Here is a 15602-nt window from a genome sequence, read left to right as displayed (position 1 = left end):
CCGCCGGTGTCACCGGGTCCAGTCGTCCCGCTCGAGCAGCCGCGACACGAGCACCCCGGCCACCAGCCCCCAGAACGCCGCACCGATGTTCCAGAACGTCACGTTCGCGGCCGTGACGACGAACGCCACCAGCGCCCCCATCGTGTACTTCGAGGCGAACGCCGTCACGAACGCGCCCTGCAACGCCCGCAGCATCGCCAGACCCCCGAGGGTCGCGACGAACGCTGCCGGCGCGGCCGTCATCCACCGCACGAACAGCGGCGCGAACAACCCGAACACGATCGAGTACAGCCCGAAGCACACGGCCGCCGTGTACTGGCGGCTCCGCTCCCCGGACGCGGTGAGCAGCGCGTTCGTCGGGCCGGTCAGGCACGTCGACACCGCACCCACGCAGGCCGCGCCCAGCGACCACACCCCGCACGCGATCGTGGTGACGTTGATCGGAGGCCGGTGCCCGGCCGCCGTGAGCACGGCGATGCCCTGCCCGTTCTGCACCACCAGCACGGTGATCGCCAGGGGAATCACCAACTCCAGCAACGCCGTCCAGGTGAACACCGGTGCGGTGAAGACTGGCGACGCGAAGATGCCCGATCCGCCCGGGGCGGGCGAGAAGCGCCCCGACGCGGACACCGCCACCGCCCCGGCGATCAGCGCCCCCAGGATCGGTGGCAACCACCGGCCGATCCGCCCGAACGCGCTCAACGCCAGGAACGTCAGCACCATGGGCGCCGCGATCGCGACGTCCGCGCCGAGCGCGGCCACCAGGTCCACGCCGAACTTCAGGAAGACGCCCGCCACCATCGCCATGACGATCGGCATCGGCAGCGCCTCCATCACCCGTCGCACCAGTCCGGACGCCCCCAGCACCAGCACCAGCAGGCCGGTGACCAGGAACGCGCCGATCACCTCCGGCCAGGACAGGTGCCCCAGCGATCCGCCGACGAGGATCGTGCCCGGAATCGTCCAGGCGAAGCCGAGAGGCTGCCGGTAGGCGACGCTCATTGCGATCGTCAGCACCCCGTTGAGAACGAAGATCCCGAAGATCCACGACGCGAGTTCGGCCGCGCCGAGCCCACCGGCCGCTCCCGCCGCGAGGACGACCGCGACCGGGCCCGTCGACGAGAACACCAGGCCGATCACGCCGTTCGCCGCGTACTCGACGCCGAGATCCCGCAGCACCCGGCGCGGCCGGGTGAGGGGCCGGGCAGGCCGCTCGAGCAGATCGGTATCGCCGGGGGCAGTGGTCTTCTCGTCGACTGCTGTCATTCGCTTCCTCACTCCTCCTCACGGAACCGGGCGGCGAGCTCGCTGCGCGAACGGATGCCGAGCTTCGCGTAGACCCGGGTCAGGTGGTACTGCACCGTCTTCACCGACAGGAACAGCTCACCCGCCACGTCTTTGTTGGTGTTGCCCGCGGCCACCAGCGCGGCGACCGCCTTCTCCTGCGGCGTCAACGCCGCCAGATCCATGTGCGACCGGCGCGTACCGTCGCCGCTCGCCTTCAACCCACCGGCCTTGAGCTCGCGGTCGCAGCGCTGCACGTACGACGTCGCGCCGAGCGTCGCATACAGTTCCCGGGCGGTGCGCATCACCGCGTCCGCCTCCCGTCGCCGCCCGGCCCGCCGCAGCGTCTGGCCGTACGCGAAGTTCACCCGTGCCCGGTCGTACGGCAACGACAACGTCGCCAGGTTCTCGAGCGCCGCTTCGAAGGTCTCGCGTGCGGCGTCGATGTCCCCGCGCGCCCCGTGGATCCGTCCGCGCACGTATCCGAGCCGCGCCCGGGCGGACAGGTGCCCCCGCGAGCCGGCCAGGTCCTCGAACGGACGGAGGAATTCGTCGGCCTCGTCGACGCGTCCGGTCATCACGAGGGCATTCGCATACAGGTCCGGCCACGGCCAGAAACCCGGCTCCACCAACGCCTGTCGTCGATGCGCGGTGAGCGGCGCGAGGTGCCGCAGGACGCCGTCGTAGTCGGCGGCGACCTCGGCGCACTGGGCGGCCGCGAGGCAGGCCGGGACTACCATGACGGCGTAGTCGGTGGCGCCCGCGCGGCCACGTCGCAGGTGCTCGCGGGCCAGAGTCCAGTCGCCCCGCAGGGCATGCACCTGGGCACCCGTCCAATGCACCAGTGGCCGAAGCAGATCCAGGCCCGCGGTGTCGAGCTGTGCGGCGGCGCGGTCGACCGTGCGGACGGCGTCGTCCCAGGCGCCGAGCGCGAACTCGGTGCGGGCCAGCCACGCCTGCGCCCACAGCGAGATCCGGATCGATCCCCCGCGGAAGACCGTCGGTTCCGCACTCTCCAGTTCCGCTCGGGCCCGCTCCGGCTCGTCGAGCGCGAGCGCCAGCCAGCCCTCCGCCATGCGGATGCGCTGGCCCTGGGCGCCCAGCCGCACGCTCTCCGGCAGCGCGGCGTACGAGGCGCGGGCCTCGTCGACGTGGCCGGTCATGGCCAGGCCGAGCCCCCGGATCGCGGCCGACTCGACGGCGGCGGGCGTGTCCGCGGCGACGAGGGACGACGCACGGTCGGCCCATTCGACGAGGCCTGCCCCGTCGAGCCGGGCCAGCGAGTGCAGCACCATGCGCTGGCAGATCATCGCCCCCAGGTCCGGGTCCCGGGCCGGGTCCGGGAGCAGTTGCCATGCGCGGCCGAGGAGTTGGGCGGCCTCGTCCTGCCGCCCACGCTGAATGGCGAGATAGCCGAGCACCACGTCGCGCATGGAACCGTCGGGCGCGGTCTCGACGGCCGGAACGAACGTCAGCGCCTGGGGCAGGTCCGCCGCGCCGGTGAGCGCGTCGACACCGCGGATCAGCCGCTGCGCGCGCTGGTCGCGGTCGGGGCTGATGCCGCTCGCGACGATCAGCGCCTCGGCGGCATCCGACCAGGCGCCGACGGCGGCGCGGCGCCGGCCGTACCGGTCGAGGCGGTCTGCCAGGTCCGCGTCGGCGGTGGCGGTGGCGGACACCAGGTGGGTGAGCGCGGCCCCCTCGTCGTCGACCAGTTCGGCGGCGCGGGCGTTGAGGTCGCGCCAGCGGGCGGGGCCGATGTCGTCGGCGACGGCGGCGCGGGTCATCGGATCCGGGAAGACGAGGGTGACCGTGCCGCGCTGTTCGCGCCGGCGCAGCACTCCGGCGGTGTGTGCGGCGTCGAGCGCCGCGGTCGGGTCCGCCAGCCCGGCCAGTGCCGCCGCCTGGGTCAGGGTGCATTCCGGGCCGAGGACGGCCGCCGCCTCCACGAGGGCCCGGGTCTCGGCGGGGCAGCGGTCCAGCGTGCGGCGCACGGCACCCGCTCGTTCCTGCGGGGCCGGGAACCGGGCCTGCCAGTGCTGCCACTGGTCGCGGGGGATCTCGTCGAGCAACTGCAGAACCGGACGGGGGGTGCCGTGGGTGTGCTCGAACAGCCGCCGCGCGGTCCACGGCGACAGGTCCACCCCGATGCGGGTGAGGGCGAGCTGGGCGATGTCCTGCGGCCCGAGCGGTCCCACGTGCACGGAGACGGCACGGTGATGGTCGAGCACCTGCCGGGTGCTGTCCGGGATCGTGTCCGGCAGCGGGTCCACGATCACCAGCAGGACGAGCAACTGCCTGCCGTGCGCCCGGCGGACGGCCGACGACAGGGCTTGCAGGGACTCGGAATCGGACCAGTGGGCGTCGTCGACGACGAGGACGGTGGGATCGTCCACCAGGGACAACAACTCGTGCGCCACCTCCACCGGATCACGTCCGGTGGCGGGGGCCTGCAGCAGTTGCTCGACGGTGCTCCACGCGCGCCGCGCCTCCCACGGGACACCCGCGGACGTGCGCACCTGCCAGTCGTCGAGCAGCTCGGTGAATCGTTGCACCAGAGCGGACTTGCCGATACCCGGCGGACCCTCGACGAGGGCGAGCACGGGTGAACCGGCTCGCGCCTCGCCGAGGTGACGGTCGAGCTCGGAGAGCTCCCGGGTACGTCCGACCAACATGGTGGGTTGAGTCACACTTCCACGGTAGTGGGGCTCGCCGCCGCGGCCTCCGGGGTTCTGGCAACGTACTGCGCACCCTGCCGGACGGGGACGAACACCGTCACCAGGGCGCCGGCCACGGCGATGCCGGCGAAGATGTAGAAGCTCACGTCGTTGCTCAGCCCGGCGCCGATGAGCAGGCCGCCGATGATGGGACCGAAGATGCCGCCGAGCCGGCCGAATCCGGCGCACCAGGCGACGCCGGCACCGCGCGCGGCCGTCTCGTAGTAGTTGGAGACGAACCCGTAGATGAGCACCTGGGTGCCGATCGTGCCGACCCCGGCGATCGCCACCGCGGTCAGCAGGACCGGCAGCGGGAACCCGAAGGTGAGCAGGATCAGTGCCAGTCCGGCGAGACCGAACGTGGTGGCGATGACCGGCTGGGGGCCGCGGCCGTCGGCGATCCGGGAGGCCAGGAGGCCACCGATGATCGCGCCGCCGTTGAGGACCAGCAGGAATGCGAGCGAACCCTTCGCGTCGTAGCCGGCGTCGGCCATGATCTTCGGCAGCCACGTGTTCAGCCCGTAGGTCAGCAGCAGCCCGGCGAAGCTCATCAGTCCGAGCAGGGTGGTGCCCCACGCGTAGCGGCGGGTGGCCAGGGCGGCGAAGCCGACCTTCTCGGCCGGGGCCGGAGCGGCCGTGGGCCGCGGGAGGCCGAACTTGTCGCAGACCGCGGCGGCCTCGTCCGTGCGTCCGCGCGCCTGCAGCCACATCGGGGATTCGGGCAGCTTGACCAGGGCCAGGGGCAGCAGGATCACCAGGGGCAGTGCACCGATCCAGAACAGGCCCCGCCAGCCGATGGCGTCGCGCAGCACGATGGCGAGCAGGGAGGCGAGGACGCCACCGGCGGGGACGCCGCTGTAGACGATCGCGTTGAACAGGTTCCGCTTTCCGGGCGGGGCGAACTCGGCCACCACGGCGCCCGCGGTGGCGACGAGACCGCCGACGCCGATGCCGGTGAAGAAGCGCAGGATGCCGAAGGAGGTGATGCTGGTGGCCATCGCGGTGGCGCCCATGCCGACGGAGAACCAGACGATGTTGATCAGCATCATCTTCCGCCGCCCGATCCGGTCGCCGAACGCGCCGCTGAGCAGGGCGCCGACCATGACGCCGATGAGGGCGTACGAACCGAGCGCGCCGCCCTGCTGCGCGGAGATCGCGCCGATCTGGGTGGGGTCGGCCATCAGTGTGGGCAGGATCGTCCCGTAGACGACGAGGTCGTAGCCGTCGAAGATGATCGCCAGCGTGGCGAGGGCGACGACCCAGATGACGCTGTTGCGGTGCCGGGGACTCGCCCAGGCGGTTGTGTTGTCGGCCATGTCGGCTCCGGTCTGTGAGTGCGGTCACAAGGAAAACGGGGCAGAAAGAGGGCCTCACCAGCAGGGGATCCCTGGCCTGCCGGTGAGGCCTGTGGCGGAGCTGGGGTGGCTACCCCGGATCGCCGCCGGCGACGGGAAGGACCGTGCCGGTGATGTAGGAGGCCTCGTCCGAGGCCAGGAAGGTGATCGCGGCGGCCTGCTCGTCGAGCGTGCCGTACCGCTTGAGCAGTGACGAGTCGACGGTCTGGTCCACGATCTGCTGGTACCAGACCTTCTCCTGCTCGCTCTGCGCGGCGGGGCCGCGCGCCACCCGGCGGGCGGGGGCGTCGGTGCCGCCGGGGGCGGTGGCGACGACCCGGATCCCGTGCGGGGCGGCCTCGAGGGCGAGCGCGGAGGTGATCGCGTTGACCCCGCCCTTGGCCGCGGCGTACGGGACACGGTTGACGCCGCGGGTCGCGACGGAGGACACGTTGACGATCGTGCCCGACCGTTGCTCGATCAGATGCGGCAGCACCGCGCGGCACGTCCACAGCGTCGGGAACAGCGACCGCTGCACCTCCGCCTGGATCTGCTCCGGCGTGTACTGCTCGTACGGCTTCGCCCAGATCGTCCCGCCGACGTTGTTGACGAGCACGTCGATGCGGCCGTGCTGCTGCCGGGCCTCGTCGATCGCGGACTGCGCTCCCTCGAACACCTCGAGGTCGGCGGTGACGGAGTGCGCCTGGAAACCCTTCTCGCGCAGTTCCTTCGCCACGTCGTGCACCAGCTCGGAGCGGTCGACGAGGATCACGGATCCCCCTTCGGCCGCGATGCGGGTCGCGACCACGAGGCCGATGCCCTGCGCGGCGCCGGTGACGGTGACGACCCGGCCGTCGAAGCGGCCCGGATACACGGTGCCCACGGGCAGGAGGACGCTCACGCGATCTCCGCCTTCGCGGAGTCCTCGATGGCGCGACGCATCGTCGCCTTGGCGTGCTCGGCATGGCTGACGATGAGATCGCGGGCCGCCGCGCGGTCCTTGCGTTCGAACGCCCGCACGATCTGCAGGTGGTCGTGCGGAACCTGCTCGTCCACCCACTGCGCGGTGCGCAGCACCTTGCGCATCAGCTGCGTCACCTCGAGCCGGTTGTACGCCTCGAGCAGCACCGGGTTGCCGCAGCAGCGGAACAGGAACTCGTGGAAGGCGGCGTTGGTGTCGGTGAACGCGCCCGCATCGGTGAAGCGGTCGTGGTCGATCGACGCGGTCGACGCCTCGGCGAGAATCCGGAACTCCACGAGCTGCGCGTCGGTGAGCCGGCCGATGGTCAGCTCCAGCGCGCCGAGCTCGAGCGCCATGCGCGCGTCGAACTGGGCGTCGGACTCGGTGACGGGCGGGTGCTCCTCGCCGATCTCGTAGTTGTCCTGTGCCACGGGGTTCGCGGGCCCGAGCGAGACCGGCAGTCCGGTTTCGGCGGCGGCCTTCTCGGCCGCGATGCGCTCCGCCTCGGTGGGCTCGGGTGCCTGCCCGGCGGCGCCCGTCGCGGAGTTGTTGAACTTCTCGAAGAAGAAGTTGGCGGGCGTGAGACCCTCGCTGTCGAAGTGCGTGCGCACCGCCTCGACCATCGGCGGCGGCCCGCACAGGTACACGTCGACATCGCCGTCGTTCAGGTGCTTCGGCTCGAACAGCGACGTGACGTAACCCTTGTTCGCGGCCGAAGTGGCCGGGTCGGAGACGCAGTACTCGAACGTGAAGTTCGGCAGCGACCGCGTGTACTCCTCGAGCTTGTCGAGTTCGACGACGTCCTGATCGAACGAGGCGCCGTAGATCAGATGCACCGGCAGGCCGCTGTCCTGCTCCTGCATCCTGGCGAGGATGGCCAGGATCGGGGCGAGCCCGGTGCCGCCGGCGAGCAGCAGCGCGGGCCGCGTGCGCTCGCGCAGGAAGAAGCTGCCGAACGGACCGGTGAACTCCAGCGTGTCGCCGACCTGGGCGCGGTCGCGCAGGTACTCCGACATCAGGCCACCCTCGGTGATCTTCACCAGGAACGACAGGTGCGGATCGTTGGGGCCGGTGCTGAACGAGTACGACCGGGTCTGCCCGGTGCCGGGCACCGTGATGTTGACGTACTGGCCCGGCAGGAACACCAGCTCGTCGCGGTTCGGGATCTCGACGGTGAACCCGACGGTGCTGTCGGAGAAGCGGCGGATGTCGGTGATCGTCGCCGTGTAGGTCGCCGCCGCGGTCTTCGCGACGTCGGAAGTCGTGGCGATCTGCAGCACGAGGTCCGACTCGGGCGTCATCTGGCACGGCAGGCAATAACCCTGCTCGGCCTCGTCGTCGGTCAGCGCCTCCTCGATGTAGTCGCCGCCGTCGTAGGTGCCGGACTCGCACAGCGCCTTGCAGGTACCGCACGCGCCGTCACGGCAGTCGAGAGGAATGTTGATGCGCGCCTTGTACGACGCGTCGGCGACCGTCTCGTTCGGTCCGCACTTGACGAAGCGGGTCACCCCGTCCTCGAAGCTCAATGCCACCTGGAAACTCACGGCACGGGCCTCCTTTCGTGAATCGGGGGTGGATCAGACGACGTAGACGTCCACGATGTGGTGGATGTAGTCGTTCTTGAGCACGATCTTCTTCTTCTTGATCACCGGCTGGGCGCCCGAGACGTCGAGCGTGACGAACGTCGTGCCGAAATAGGTGTCGGTGGTGTTGTACCGGTAGTACAGCGAGAACCAGTTGTGGCGCAGGTCGATCTCCGTGCCGTGGCGCTCGAGGATCTCGACGTTGGTGATGTTGTGGCCGGTGCGCGGTTCGGGCAGCGACGTCGCGGACGAGCGGTCGGTGCGGATGCGGAACACCCGGTCCTCGAGGCCGCCCCGGTTGGGGTAGTAGATGAGCGAGATCTCGCGCTGCGGGTCCGTGGTGAGCTCACCGTTGTCGTCCCACGCCGGCATCCAGTACTCGGCCTGCGGGTGGTAGCACTCGAGCCACTTCTCGAACTCGCGGTCGTCGAGGAGACGGGCCTCGCGGTAGAGGAACTGCTCGATGTCGTTCTGGGTCAATTCCATTGCGGTGGTCATGTTCTCGTCTTCCTCAGCGCTCGTTCGCGGCGGTGGACTCGGCGGCGGCCTCGGCCGCGACGGCCTTGCGCATACTGTCGAGCCAGAAGCCGTGCTGGATCGGGTACAGGCCCTCGTCCTCGGTCTTCACCCCGCTCGACAGCACGTTCTTCATGCCGAGGTCGAGCGCGACCTGGTCCGGTCCGTTCAGCTGGTGGGTCGCGCCGCGGCTCAGGTCGTTCCACGGTGCGGCGGTGGCCAGGTAGGTCTTCTGGCAGGACCGGAACTCCTCGAGATCGTCCGGGGTGGCCATACCGGTGGCGTTGAAGAAGTCCTCGTACTGCCGGATGCGGTTGGCGCGGGACTCGGCGCTCTCCCCCTTCGGGGCGATGCAGTAGATGGTGACCTCGGTCTTGTCCACCGAGATCGGCCGGAAATGCCGGATCTGCGACGAGAACTGGTCCATCAGGTACACGTTCGGGTACAGGCACAGGTTGCGCGACGCCCCGACCATGAACTCGGCCTTCTTCTCGCCGAACTCGGCGGCGAGTTCCGCCCGGCGCGGGTAGAGCGGACGGTCCTGCGGGTTGCCCCACCACATCCACAGCAGCAGGTGGCCGTTGTCGAACGAGTGGTAGCCGCCGCCCTGCTTGCCCCAGGTGCCGGCGTCCATCGCCTTGGTCTCGTTGGCCGACTCGCCGGCGGTGCGGCGCGCGGTGGTGGCCGCGTAGTTCCAGTGCGTGGCCGACACGTGGTAGCCGTCGGCGCCGTTCTCGGCCTGCAGCTTCCAGTTCCCGTCGTAGGTGTAGGTCGAGGAGCCGCGCAGCACCTCGAGGCCCTCGGGAGACTGGTCGACGATCATGTCGATGATCTTGGTGGTGTCGCCGAGGTGTTCCTCGAGCGACTTGACGTCGGCGTTCAGGCTGCCGAAGAGGAACCCGCGGTAGCTTTCGAAGCGGGCGACCTTGGTCAGGTCGTGGCTGCCGTCCTTGTTGAACTGTTCCGGGTAGCCGGCGTCGCGCGGGTCCTTGACCTTGAGCAGCTTGCCGTTGTTGCGGAAGGTCCAGCCGTGGAAGGGGCACGTGAACGTCGTGCGGTTGTCGGTCTTGCGGCGGCACAGCATGGCGCCGCGGTGGCTGCACGCGTTGATCAGGCAGTGCAGCTCGCCCTCCTTGTCGCGGCTGATCACGATGGGCTGGCGGCCGATGTAGGTGGTGAAGTAGTCCCCGTTGTTCGGGATCTGGCTCTCGTGCGCGAGGTAGACCCAGTTGCCTTCGAAGATGTGCTTCATCTCCAGCTCGAAGATCTCTTCGTCGGTGAAGATGTTGCGGCGCACCTGGTATCGGCCGGTCTCCGCGTCTTCGACGAGGGCGCCGTCGAGTTCGGCGCGCACGTGGTCCAGGGTCTCGGTCATGGGGATCCTCCAGAAAGGGTGTCGGTCGGCCCCGGATGGCGAGCGGGGCTGTCTCCGCGTTGCCATTCAGACTGCCAGCATGTGGCCGTAGTCACACCAGGCAAATACCTAGGCCTACCTAGGACCCTCGGCAGGAGGGTAAGAGGTCCTCAATCGCCCGGTGCGTCCTTTGGGCTGCTGGGGCAGCCCAAAGGACGCACCGGTCGACTACGCCGCCGAGACGAACTTCTCCCGGTGGATCCGCCGCGGCGACATCCGTCGCCGCTTGAACGCCTTGACGGCGCTGTCGACGAACGCCTCGGAGCCGCAGATGTAGCCGGTGTACTCCTTCGCCGACGCCACATCCTCGACGAACGCGTCGGTCGCGTAGCCCTCGCGGTCGCCGCCGGTCTCGCGACTCAGGCACGTGACCAGCCGGAAGCCCGGGTACTGGCCTTCCCATTCCCGCAGCAGTGCGACGTCGTACAGGTCCTCGGCCGTACGCACCCCGTGGTAGACGGTGATCTCCCGGTGCGGTTCGAGCGCCAGTGCGTGCCGCACGATGCTCTTCATCGGTGCGAGTCCAGTCCCGCCCGCGAGCAGAACCATCGGTCCCGTCGACTCGGCGTCGAAGGTGAAGTCGCCGAACGGTCCCGTGACGTCGACCCGGTCCCCGACCGAGACGGTCCCGAAGATCCATCCGTCGCTGGCCACCCCGCCCGGCCGGCGCCGGATGTGCAGTTCGAGCAGCTTCGGCTCGCTCGGCGGGTTCGCGAGGGAGTACTGCCGCCGGACATCCGTGCCGGGCACCGTCACCTCGACGTACTGCCCCGCCGAGAACTCGAGCGGTGTGTCCAGGGTGAGCAGGACGCGCCGGGTGTCGCGTGCGATGTCGCGGACCTCGGTCACCGTGGCGACGAGATCCCGCAGCACGTGCGTGGCCGCGGTCTGCTCGCCCGCGGGAGGTTCGACGACGGTGTCCGCACCGACGGTCGCCTGGCAGGCCAGGGCGAATCCGTCGGCCCGCTCGGTCGGCGGCAGGGTGTCCTCGGGCGAGGCGTTGTGCTCGACCGAGCCGGAACGGACGCGGATCTTGCACGTGCCGCACGTGCCCTGGTTGCAGGAGTTGGGCATCCACACGCCGCCGCGGAGGAGGGCGTCGAGGACGGTCTGATCGGGTCCGCACGGCACGGTGGTGGTGCCGACGGTGACGGTGTGCTGGGTCATGGCAGTTTCCTGATCGCTCGACGAGGTCAGATTTCCCACGTGACGTGCAGCGCGGTGGGGCCGCGGAAACCCCAGCCCCAGAACTCGACGTCGGCGTCGGTGTCCCGCTCCAGGTTGGGGATGGTCTCGAGCAGCTCCTCGAGCCCGATGCGGCACACGTGGTTGGCGAAGTAGATGCCTGCGCACGCGTGCTTGCCGGCGCCGAACGCCAGGTGCGGCAGCGGGGGACGGGTCAGGTCGTACGCGGTGGGGGCGTCGTACTTGCCGGTGTCGTGGTTGGCCGAGCCGTACGACAGGATCACCACGGTGCCCTCGGCGATGTCGATTCCGGCCACCGTCGTGTCGCGGGTCGCGATGCGCGCGGTCGCGGACCAGATCGGCGACGTCCAGCGCATGCCCTCGGCGATCGCGCGGGGAATCAGATCCGGGTCGTCGACGACGGCCTCGAACTGCTCGGGCCGGGTGAACAGGCCGGCGAGGGTCGAGCCCATCGCGTGGCCCGGCTCCTGCATGGCGCCGAGCAGGAACACGTACAGCGTCGGGTAGATGTAGTCCCGGCCGCGGGTCTGTCCTTCCGGCATGCCGTCGTGCAGCCAGTGCGAGATCGCACTGTCGTCCGGGTGCTCGATCCAATGGTCGATCAGCGGGTCCACGACGGCCTGGATCTCGGCCTTCGCACGGTCCCCGTCCGCGAACCGCTCCTGGTTGGTGAACTCGCCGTTCTCGTCGACCGCGGCATTGGTGAACGACAGCGACAGCCGGTGGAACCAGTCGCGCAGCGTGTCGGAGGAGACGTCCTTCAGGCCGAGCAGGTCGCCGAGCGCGCGGACGCTGACCGGCTCGCAGAACTGGGCCATGAGGTCGGCCCTGCCGTCGGACTCGAAGGCCTCGACGTACCGGCGGGCGATCGGCCGGACCAGGTCGTCGATCCACCGGTCCACCTCGGCCGGCTGCAGCGCCGGCTCGACCATCGAGCGCAGATCCTCGTGGATGTCGCCGTTGACGCCGATGATCGCGGGATGCCCGAAGGTGCGGCCACCGGCGGGCGTGATGACGGCCTCGAAGTCGCCGCTGGTCGCAATGGCGTGGCAGGCCTCGGTGGTCGAGGCGACGTAGGCGCCGAGCACCGGCACGTAGGCGACGGGTGCCTCGGCGCGCAGCCGCTCGTACACGGGGTACGGGTTGCGTTCGAGCTGGGTCATGGTGATCTCGTCGATCCACGAAAGGGTGCTCGTCATGGGTTCTGCTCCTGGATGTGTCGTCGGCCGCGACGCACGCCCGGGTGGGTCGTCGTCGTGTGACCGGGAACATATGACGGGGGTCACGCCGGCGCCGAGACGATGTGCGCGGCGGCTGGACACATCGCGCGACTTTGTGTGATCGGGGTCTCCGATCCGTACCCTCGGGGTGTGAGCACGGCCGAGATCGGAGACTGGGACGCCGCGTCCCGGGCGGTGGCGGACGCGTACTTCCCGCACGAGCTGACCGATCTGTCGGGTACGGACCGGCCCGCGCTGTCGTTGCGGACCGTCGACCTGGGTGGGGTGACCCTCGGACGCCTGCACTGGGGTGCCGACGTCGCGATCGCGTGCGACTATCCCGGCGCGTACGAGGTGAACATCCCGCTCACCGGCCGGCTCGAGTCGCGCGGCAGCCACGGCGAGGTCGTGTCGGCGCCCGGTCAGGCCACCGTGTTCCGGGCCGACACGCCGAGCATGATCACCCGATGGGGCGCAACGTGTTCCGTTCTCGGTGTCAAGTTCGACCGGGACCACCTGGAGCGGGAGGCCGACCGGATCCTCGGTTCGCCGGTGCGCACGAAGCTGGTGCTGCCCGACCAGCTGGACCTGACCGGCCCGGCGAGCGAATGGCACGGGCTGGTACGGGCGCTGTCCGAACAGCTCGACGGCGGCCTGGAGATGGTGAGCAACCCGATCGTCGGTGCCCAGCTCGCCGGGGCGGTCACCGCGGCGTTCGTCCTCGCCGTCTCCCCGCAGGACGGGCCGGCCGCTCCGCCGCGGCCGGGCATGGTCCGCCGCGTCCTCGACGCCCTGAACGACGATCCCGCCCGGGCGTGGACCGCGGCCGACATGGCCGAGCTGGCCGGGACCAGCGTCCGGCGCCTGCAGGAGGCGTTCGCCGACTACGTCGGGGCCAGCCCGTCGGCGTGCCTGCTCGACATCCGGCTCAGCCGCGCGCACGACGACCTGGTTGCCGGCGCCGGGGCGGTCACGGTCGCCGACGTGGCCTACCGGTGGGGTTTCGGTCACCCCGGACGGTTCGCCACGGCGTTCAAGCGGCGCTACGGGACGACGCCGGCGCAGGTGCTGCGCGGCCGGTGACACAGCAGTCCCGGATGTCGACAACCGTCGCGAAGGCTGTCGATGTCCGGGACCGGTGTCGCTGTGGGCCTACCCGACCCAGAACTGCGGGGTGGGCCGGTCGAACGACAACTCCGGGAAGTCGTCGTCGCAGATCGGTACCCGGGCGCGGCGCTCGACGTAGTCGTGGCCGTAGTCGCGCATGTGACCGAGGCACGCGACGGTGTATCCCACGGGATCGGGGTGGGCGGTGGTGGCCGGCCGGAAGAGATTGGGAAAACCGTTCTCCGTCAACGTGATTGCCGTGCACCGCGCACCGTCGCGGCCGTGCAGTGGGAGGGTGCCGTCCCCGTCGACGACGAACTTGGCGCGCGCGACGACGGTCGCTCCGTCGACGATCTCCCAGCGGTGGTCGACCTCGTCGTAGCGGGCGGCGGTGGCCTCGTCCGCCTCCAGCACGGCCAAGCGCACCTCGTCGCGCAGGCGGGTGGCCGCCCGCCGGGAGGCGAAGGAGTGCCCGAGGACCACGGCGTCGAACTCCGGGACCGGGGCGGGGACGACGAACGTCGATGCGGTGGTCATCGCGGCACTCCTTCGCGGGTGGAACGCCGCGCGCGGGCGGCAGGGGATCGCCCGCGCGCGGCAGCTGGGGTTACTTGCGGTAGTAGGCGCTGACGTCGTCGTTGCCGATCAGGTCGGGCACGGTCCAGCCGTCGAGGTCGTACTCGCTCATGAACTGCTCGGCCAGGCCCTTCATGCCGGAGACGATGCCGCGGTTCTCGGCGGCGAACAGCAGCTCGGCCTTGACGTTCTCGTGGTTGCCGGAGTAGTTGCGCTCGTAGAGTTCGTGGCGGCCGCCGAATTCGGAGCCGATCGAGTCCCACAGCGCCTTCATCACCTTGACCCGGTCCACCGCGGTGATGCCGTCCGAGCCGCGGACGTACTTGTCCAGGTACGGGCGCACCTCGGGGCTCTTGAAGTCCGCGGCCGACGAGGGCAGGTAGATCAGGCCCGACGCGACGTCCTGCTCGATGATCTCCTTGATGCGCGGGTAGCCCTGGATCATGAACATCCGGTAGGTCAGGCCGTATTCGAGCTTCGGGATGACGGTGTCCCCGATCCAGGGCTCGGGGTCGCGGGCCATCGACTCGGTCAGCGACCAGAACAGGTTGCGCCAGCCGATGACCTCGCCGACGCGGGTCTGCACGCCGCGGAACCCGCCGGCGCCGGTCGCGTCGAGGGCCTTCATCAGCAGGCCGGCGATGAAGTCGAGCTTGACCGCCAGACGGGTGCAGCCCTGGAAGGTGAACCGGGGCAGGAAGCCGGACTGCGGGAAGAACGCGTTGATCTTCTCCACGTCGCCGTACATGAAGACGTTCTCCCACGGCACCAGCACCTTGTCGAAGATGAAGATGGCGTCGTTCTCGTCCATGCGCGAGGAGAGCGGGTAGTCGAACGGCGAGCCGACGACGGCGGCGTTCTGGCTGTAGGAGGCCCGGGAGATGAGCTTGATGCCCGGCGCGTCCATCGGCACCGTGCAGATCAGGGCGAATTCCTTCTTCTTGATCGGCAGGCCGTAGTGGGCGATGAAGTTGTAGTTGGTGATCGCCGAGCCGGTGGCGACGACCTTGGCGCCGGAGACGATCAGGCCCGCGTCGGTCTCCTTCTCGACCTTCATGAACACGTCCCCGACCTGGTCGGGCGGGAGCTGACGGTCCACCGGGGGGTTGATGATGGCGTGGTTCCAGTACAGGACCTTCTCCTGCGATTCGCGGTACCAGCGCTCGGCGTTGTCCTGGAACGGGGCGTAGAGCTCGCTGTTGGCGTTGAGCGTGCCGAGGAAGGAGGCCTTGTAGTCGGGGGACCGGCCCATCCAGCCGTAGGTCATCCGCGCCCAGGTGGCGATGGCGTCGCGCTCTTTCAGCAGGTCGTCGGAGGTCTTCGGGGTGCGGAAGAACGGCATGGTCACCCCGCCGTTGCCGGTGTCGGTGGGGCAGGTGAGGGTGCCGACGTGCTCACCGGTGTGCAGCGCGTCGTACAGCCGGGCGGTCATGCGGATGGAGTTGCGGAACGCCGGGTGGTTGGTGAAGTCCTTGACGCGCTCGCCGTGCAGCCAGATCTCGCGGCCGTCCTTGATCGACTCGATGTACTCGTCGCCGGTCATCGGTCGCGTGGCGAAGTTCTGCTGCCGGTTCGCCGGGGCGTCGGCGGCGACGTTGACCTCGGAACGGTCGATCGCGTTCTCGTCGGGACGGGACTCGAGGGTGGTCATGGCTGTCTCCTTGCGAATGGGACGTGACTGGGA

The 15602-nt window shown here is 69.8% G+C and carries 12 protein-coding genes; 1 reads left to right on the top strand and 11 read right to left on the bottom strand.

Features of this window, described 5'->3' with window-relative positions; all coding sequences use genetic code 11:
• Positions 1-9 precede the first annotated feature (9 nt).
• From LZP97_RS18410 to LZP97_RS18370, 9 genes are all read right to left on the bottom strand, one after another.
• Positions 10-1266, bottom strand: a complete 1257-nt coding sequence (locus LZP97_RS18410) for a benzoate/H(+) symporter BenE family transporter (RefSeq protein WP_040271022.1) — start codon at positions 1264-1266, stop codon at positions 10-12.
• Positions 1267-1274: 8 nt separating this feature from the next.
• Positions 1275-3959 carry a helix-turn-helix transcriptional regulator gene (locus LZP97_RS18405; RefSeq protein WP_040271020.1) on the bottom strand — a complete coding sequence of 895 codons (2685 nt, stop codon included), beginning with the start codon at positions 3957-3959 and terminating at the stop codon, positions 1275-1277.
• An 11-nt stretch (positions 3960-3970) separates the two neighbouring features.
• Complete coding sequence (locus LZP97_RS18400; RefSeq protein ID WP_010596889.1) at positions 3971-5317, bottom strand: MFS transporter; 1347 nt, start codon at positions 5315-5317, stop codon at positions 3971-3973.
• Positions 5318-5426: 109 nt separating this feature from the next.
• Complete coding sequence (locus tag LZP97_RS18395) at positions 5427-6236, bottom strand: 1,6-dihydroxycyclohexa-2,4-diene-1-carboxylate dehydrogenase (protein WP_040271018.1); 810 nt, start codon at positions 6234-6236, stop codon at positions 5427-5429.
• The gene (gene benC, locus LZP97_RS18390; protein WP_017679773.1) at positions 6233-7840 is read right to left on the bottom strand and encodes a benzoate 1,2-dioxygenase electron transfer component BenC; all 1608 of its coding nucleotides are present in this window, start codon (positions 7838-7840) and stop codon (positions 6233-6235) included. The genes LZP97_RS18395 and benC overlap by 4 nt, the downstream gene beginning before the upstream one ends.
• Before the next feature lie 33 nt (positions 7841-7873).
• Complete coding sequence (gene benB / locus LZP97_RS18385) at positions 7874-8377, bottom strand: benzoate 1,2-dioxygenase small subunit (protein WP_040271016.1); 504 nt, start codon at positions 8375-8377, stop codon at positions 7874-7876.
• 13 nt (positions 8378-8390) lie between these two features.
• A complete protein-coding gene (benA, locus tag LZP97_RS18380) occupies positions 8391-9770 on the bottom strand; it encodes a benzoate 1,2-dioxygenase large subunit (RefSeq protein ID WP_010596893.1) in 1380 nt (459 codons plus the stop codon).
• A 207-nt stretch (positions 9771-9977) separates the two neighbouring features.
• The gene (locus LZP97_RS18375) at positions 9978-10976 is read right to left on the bottom strand and encodes a 2Fe-2S iron-sulfur cluster-binding protein (protein ID WP_010596894.1); all 999 of its coding nucleotides are present in this window, start codon (positions 10974-10976) and stop codon (positions 9978-9980) included.
• A 26-nt stretch (positions 10977-11002) separates the two neighbouring features.
• Positions 11003-12214 (bottom strand): cytochrome P450, encoded by a 1212-nt coding sequence (locus LZP97_RS18370; protein WP_010596895.1) that lies wholly within the window; start codon positions 12212-12214, stop codon positions 11003-11005.
• Between the two features lie 138 nt (positions 12215-12352).
• Here LZP97_RS18370 and LZP97_RS18365 point away from each other — a divergent pair, with 138 nt between their 5' ends.
• Entirely contained in the window at positions 12353-13318 is a 966-nt protein-coding gene (locus LZP97_RS18365; RefSeq protein WP_040271013.1) for an AraC family transcriptional regulator, read from the top strand.
• 69 nt (positions 13319-13387) lie between these two features.
• On the opposite strand, the gene LZP97_RS18360 is transcribed toward LZP97_RS18365, so the two are convergent.
• Both LZP97_RS18360 and LZP97_RS18355 read right to left on the bottom strand, forming a co-directional pair.
• Complete coding sequence (locus LZP97_RS18360; protein WP_010596897.1) at positions 13388-13879, bottom strand: hypothetical protein; 492 nt, start codon at positions 13877-13879, stop codon at positions 13388-13390.
• 70 nt (positions 13880-13949) lie between these two features.
• Entirely contained in the window at positions 13950-15569 is a 1620-nt protein-coding gene (locus LZP97_RS18355) for a 4-hydroxyphenylacetate 3-hydroxylase family protein (RefSeq protein WP_017679769.1), read from the bottom strand.
• Between the last annotated feature and the right edge of the window lie 33 nt (positions 15570-15602).

It is taken from the genome of Rhodococcus sp. DMF-1 (assembly GCF_021441945.1).
In the GTDB taxonomy this organism is placed as follows: Bacteria; Actinomycetota; Actinomycetes; order Mycobacteriales; family Mycobacteriaceae; genus Rhodococcus; species Rhodococcus ruber.
Note: the sequence above shows the minus strand (reverse complement) of the source record. Positions and strands in the feature narration are given on the sequence as shown.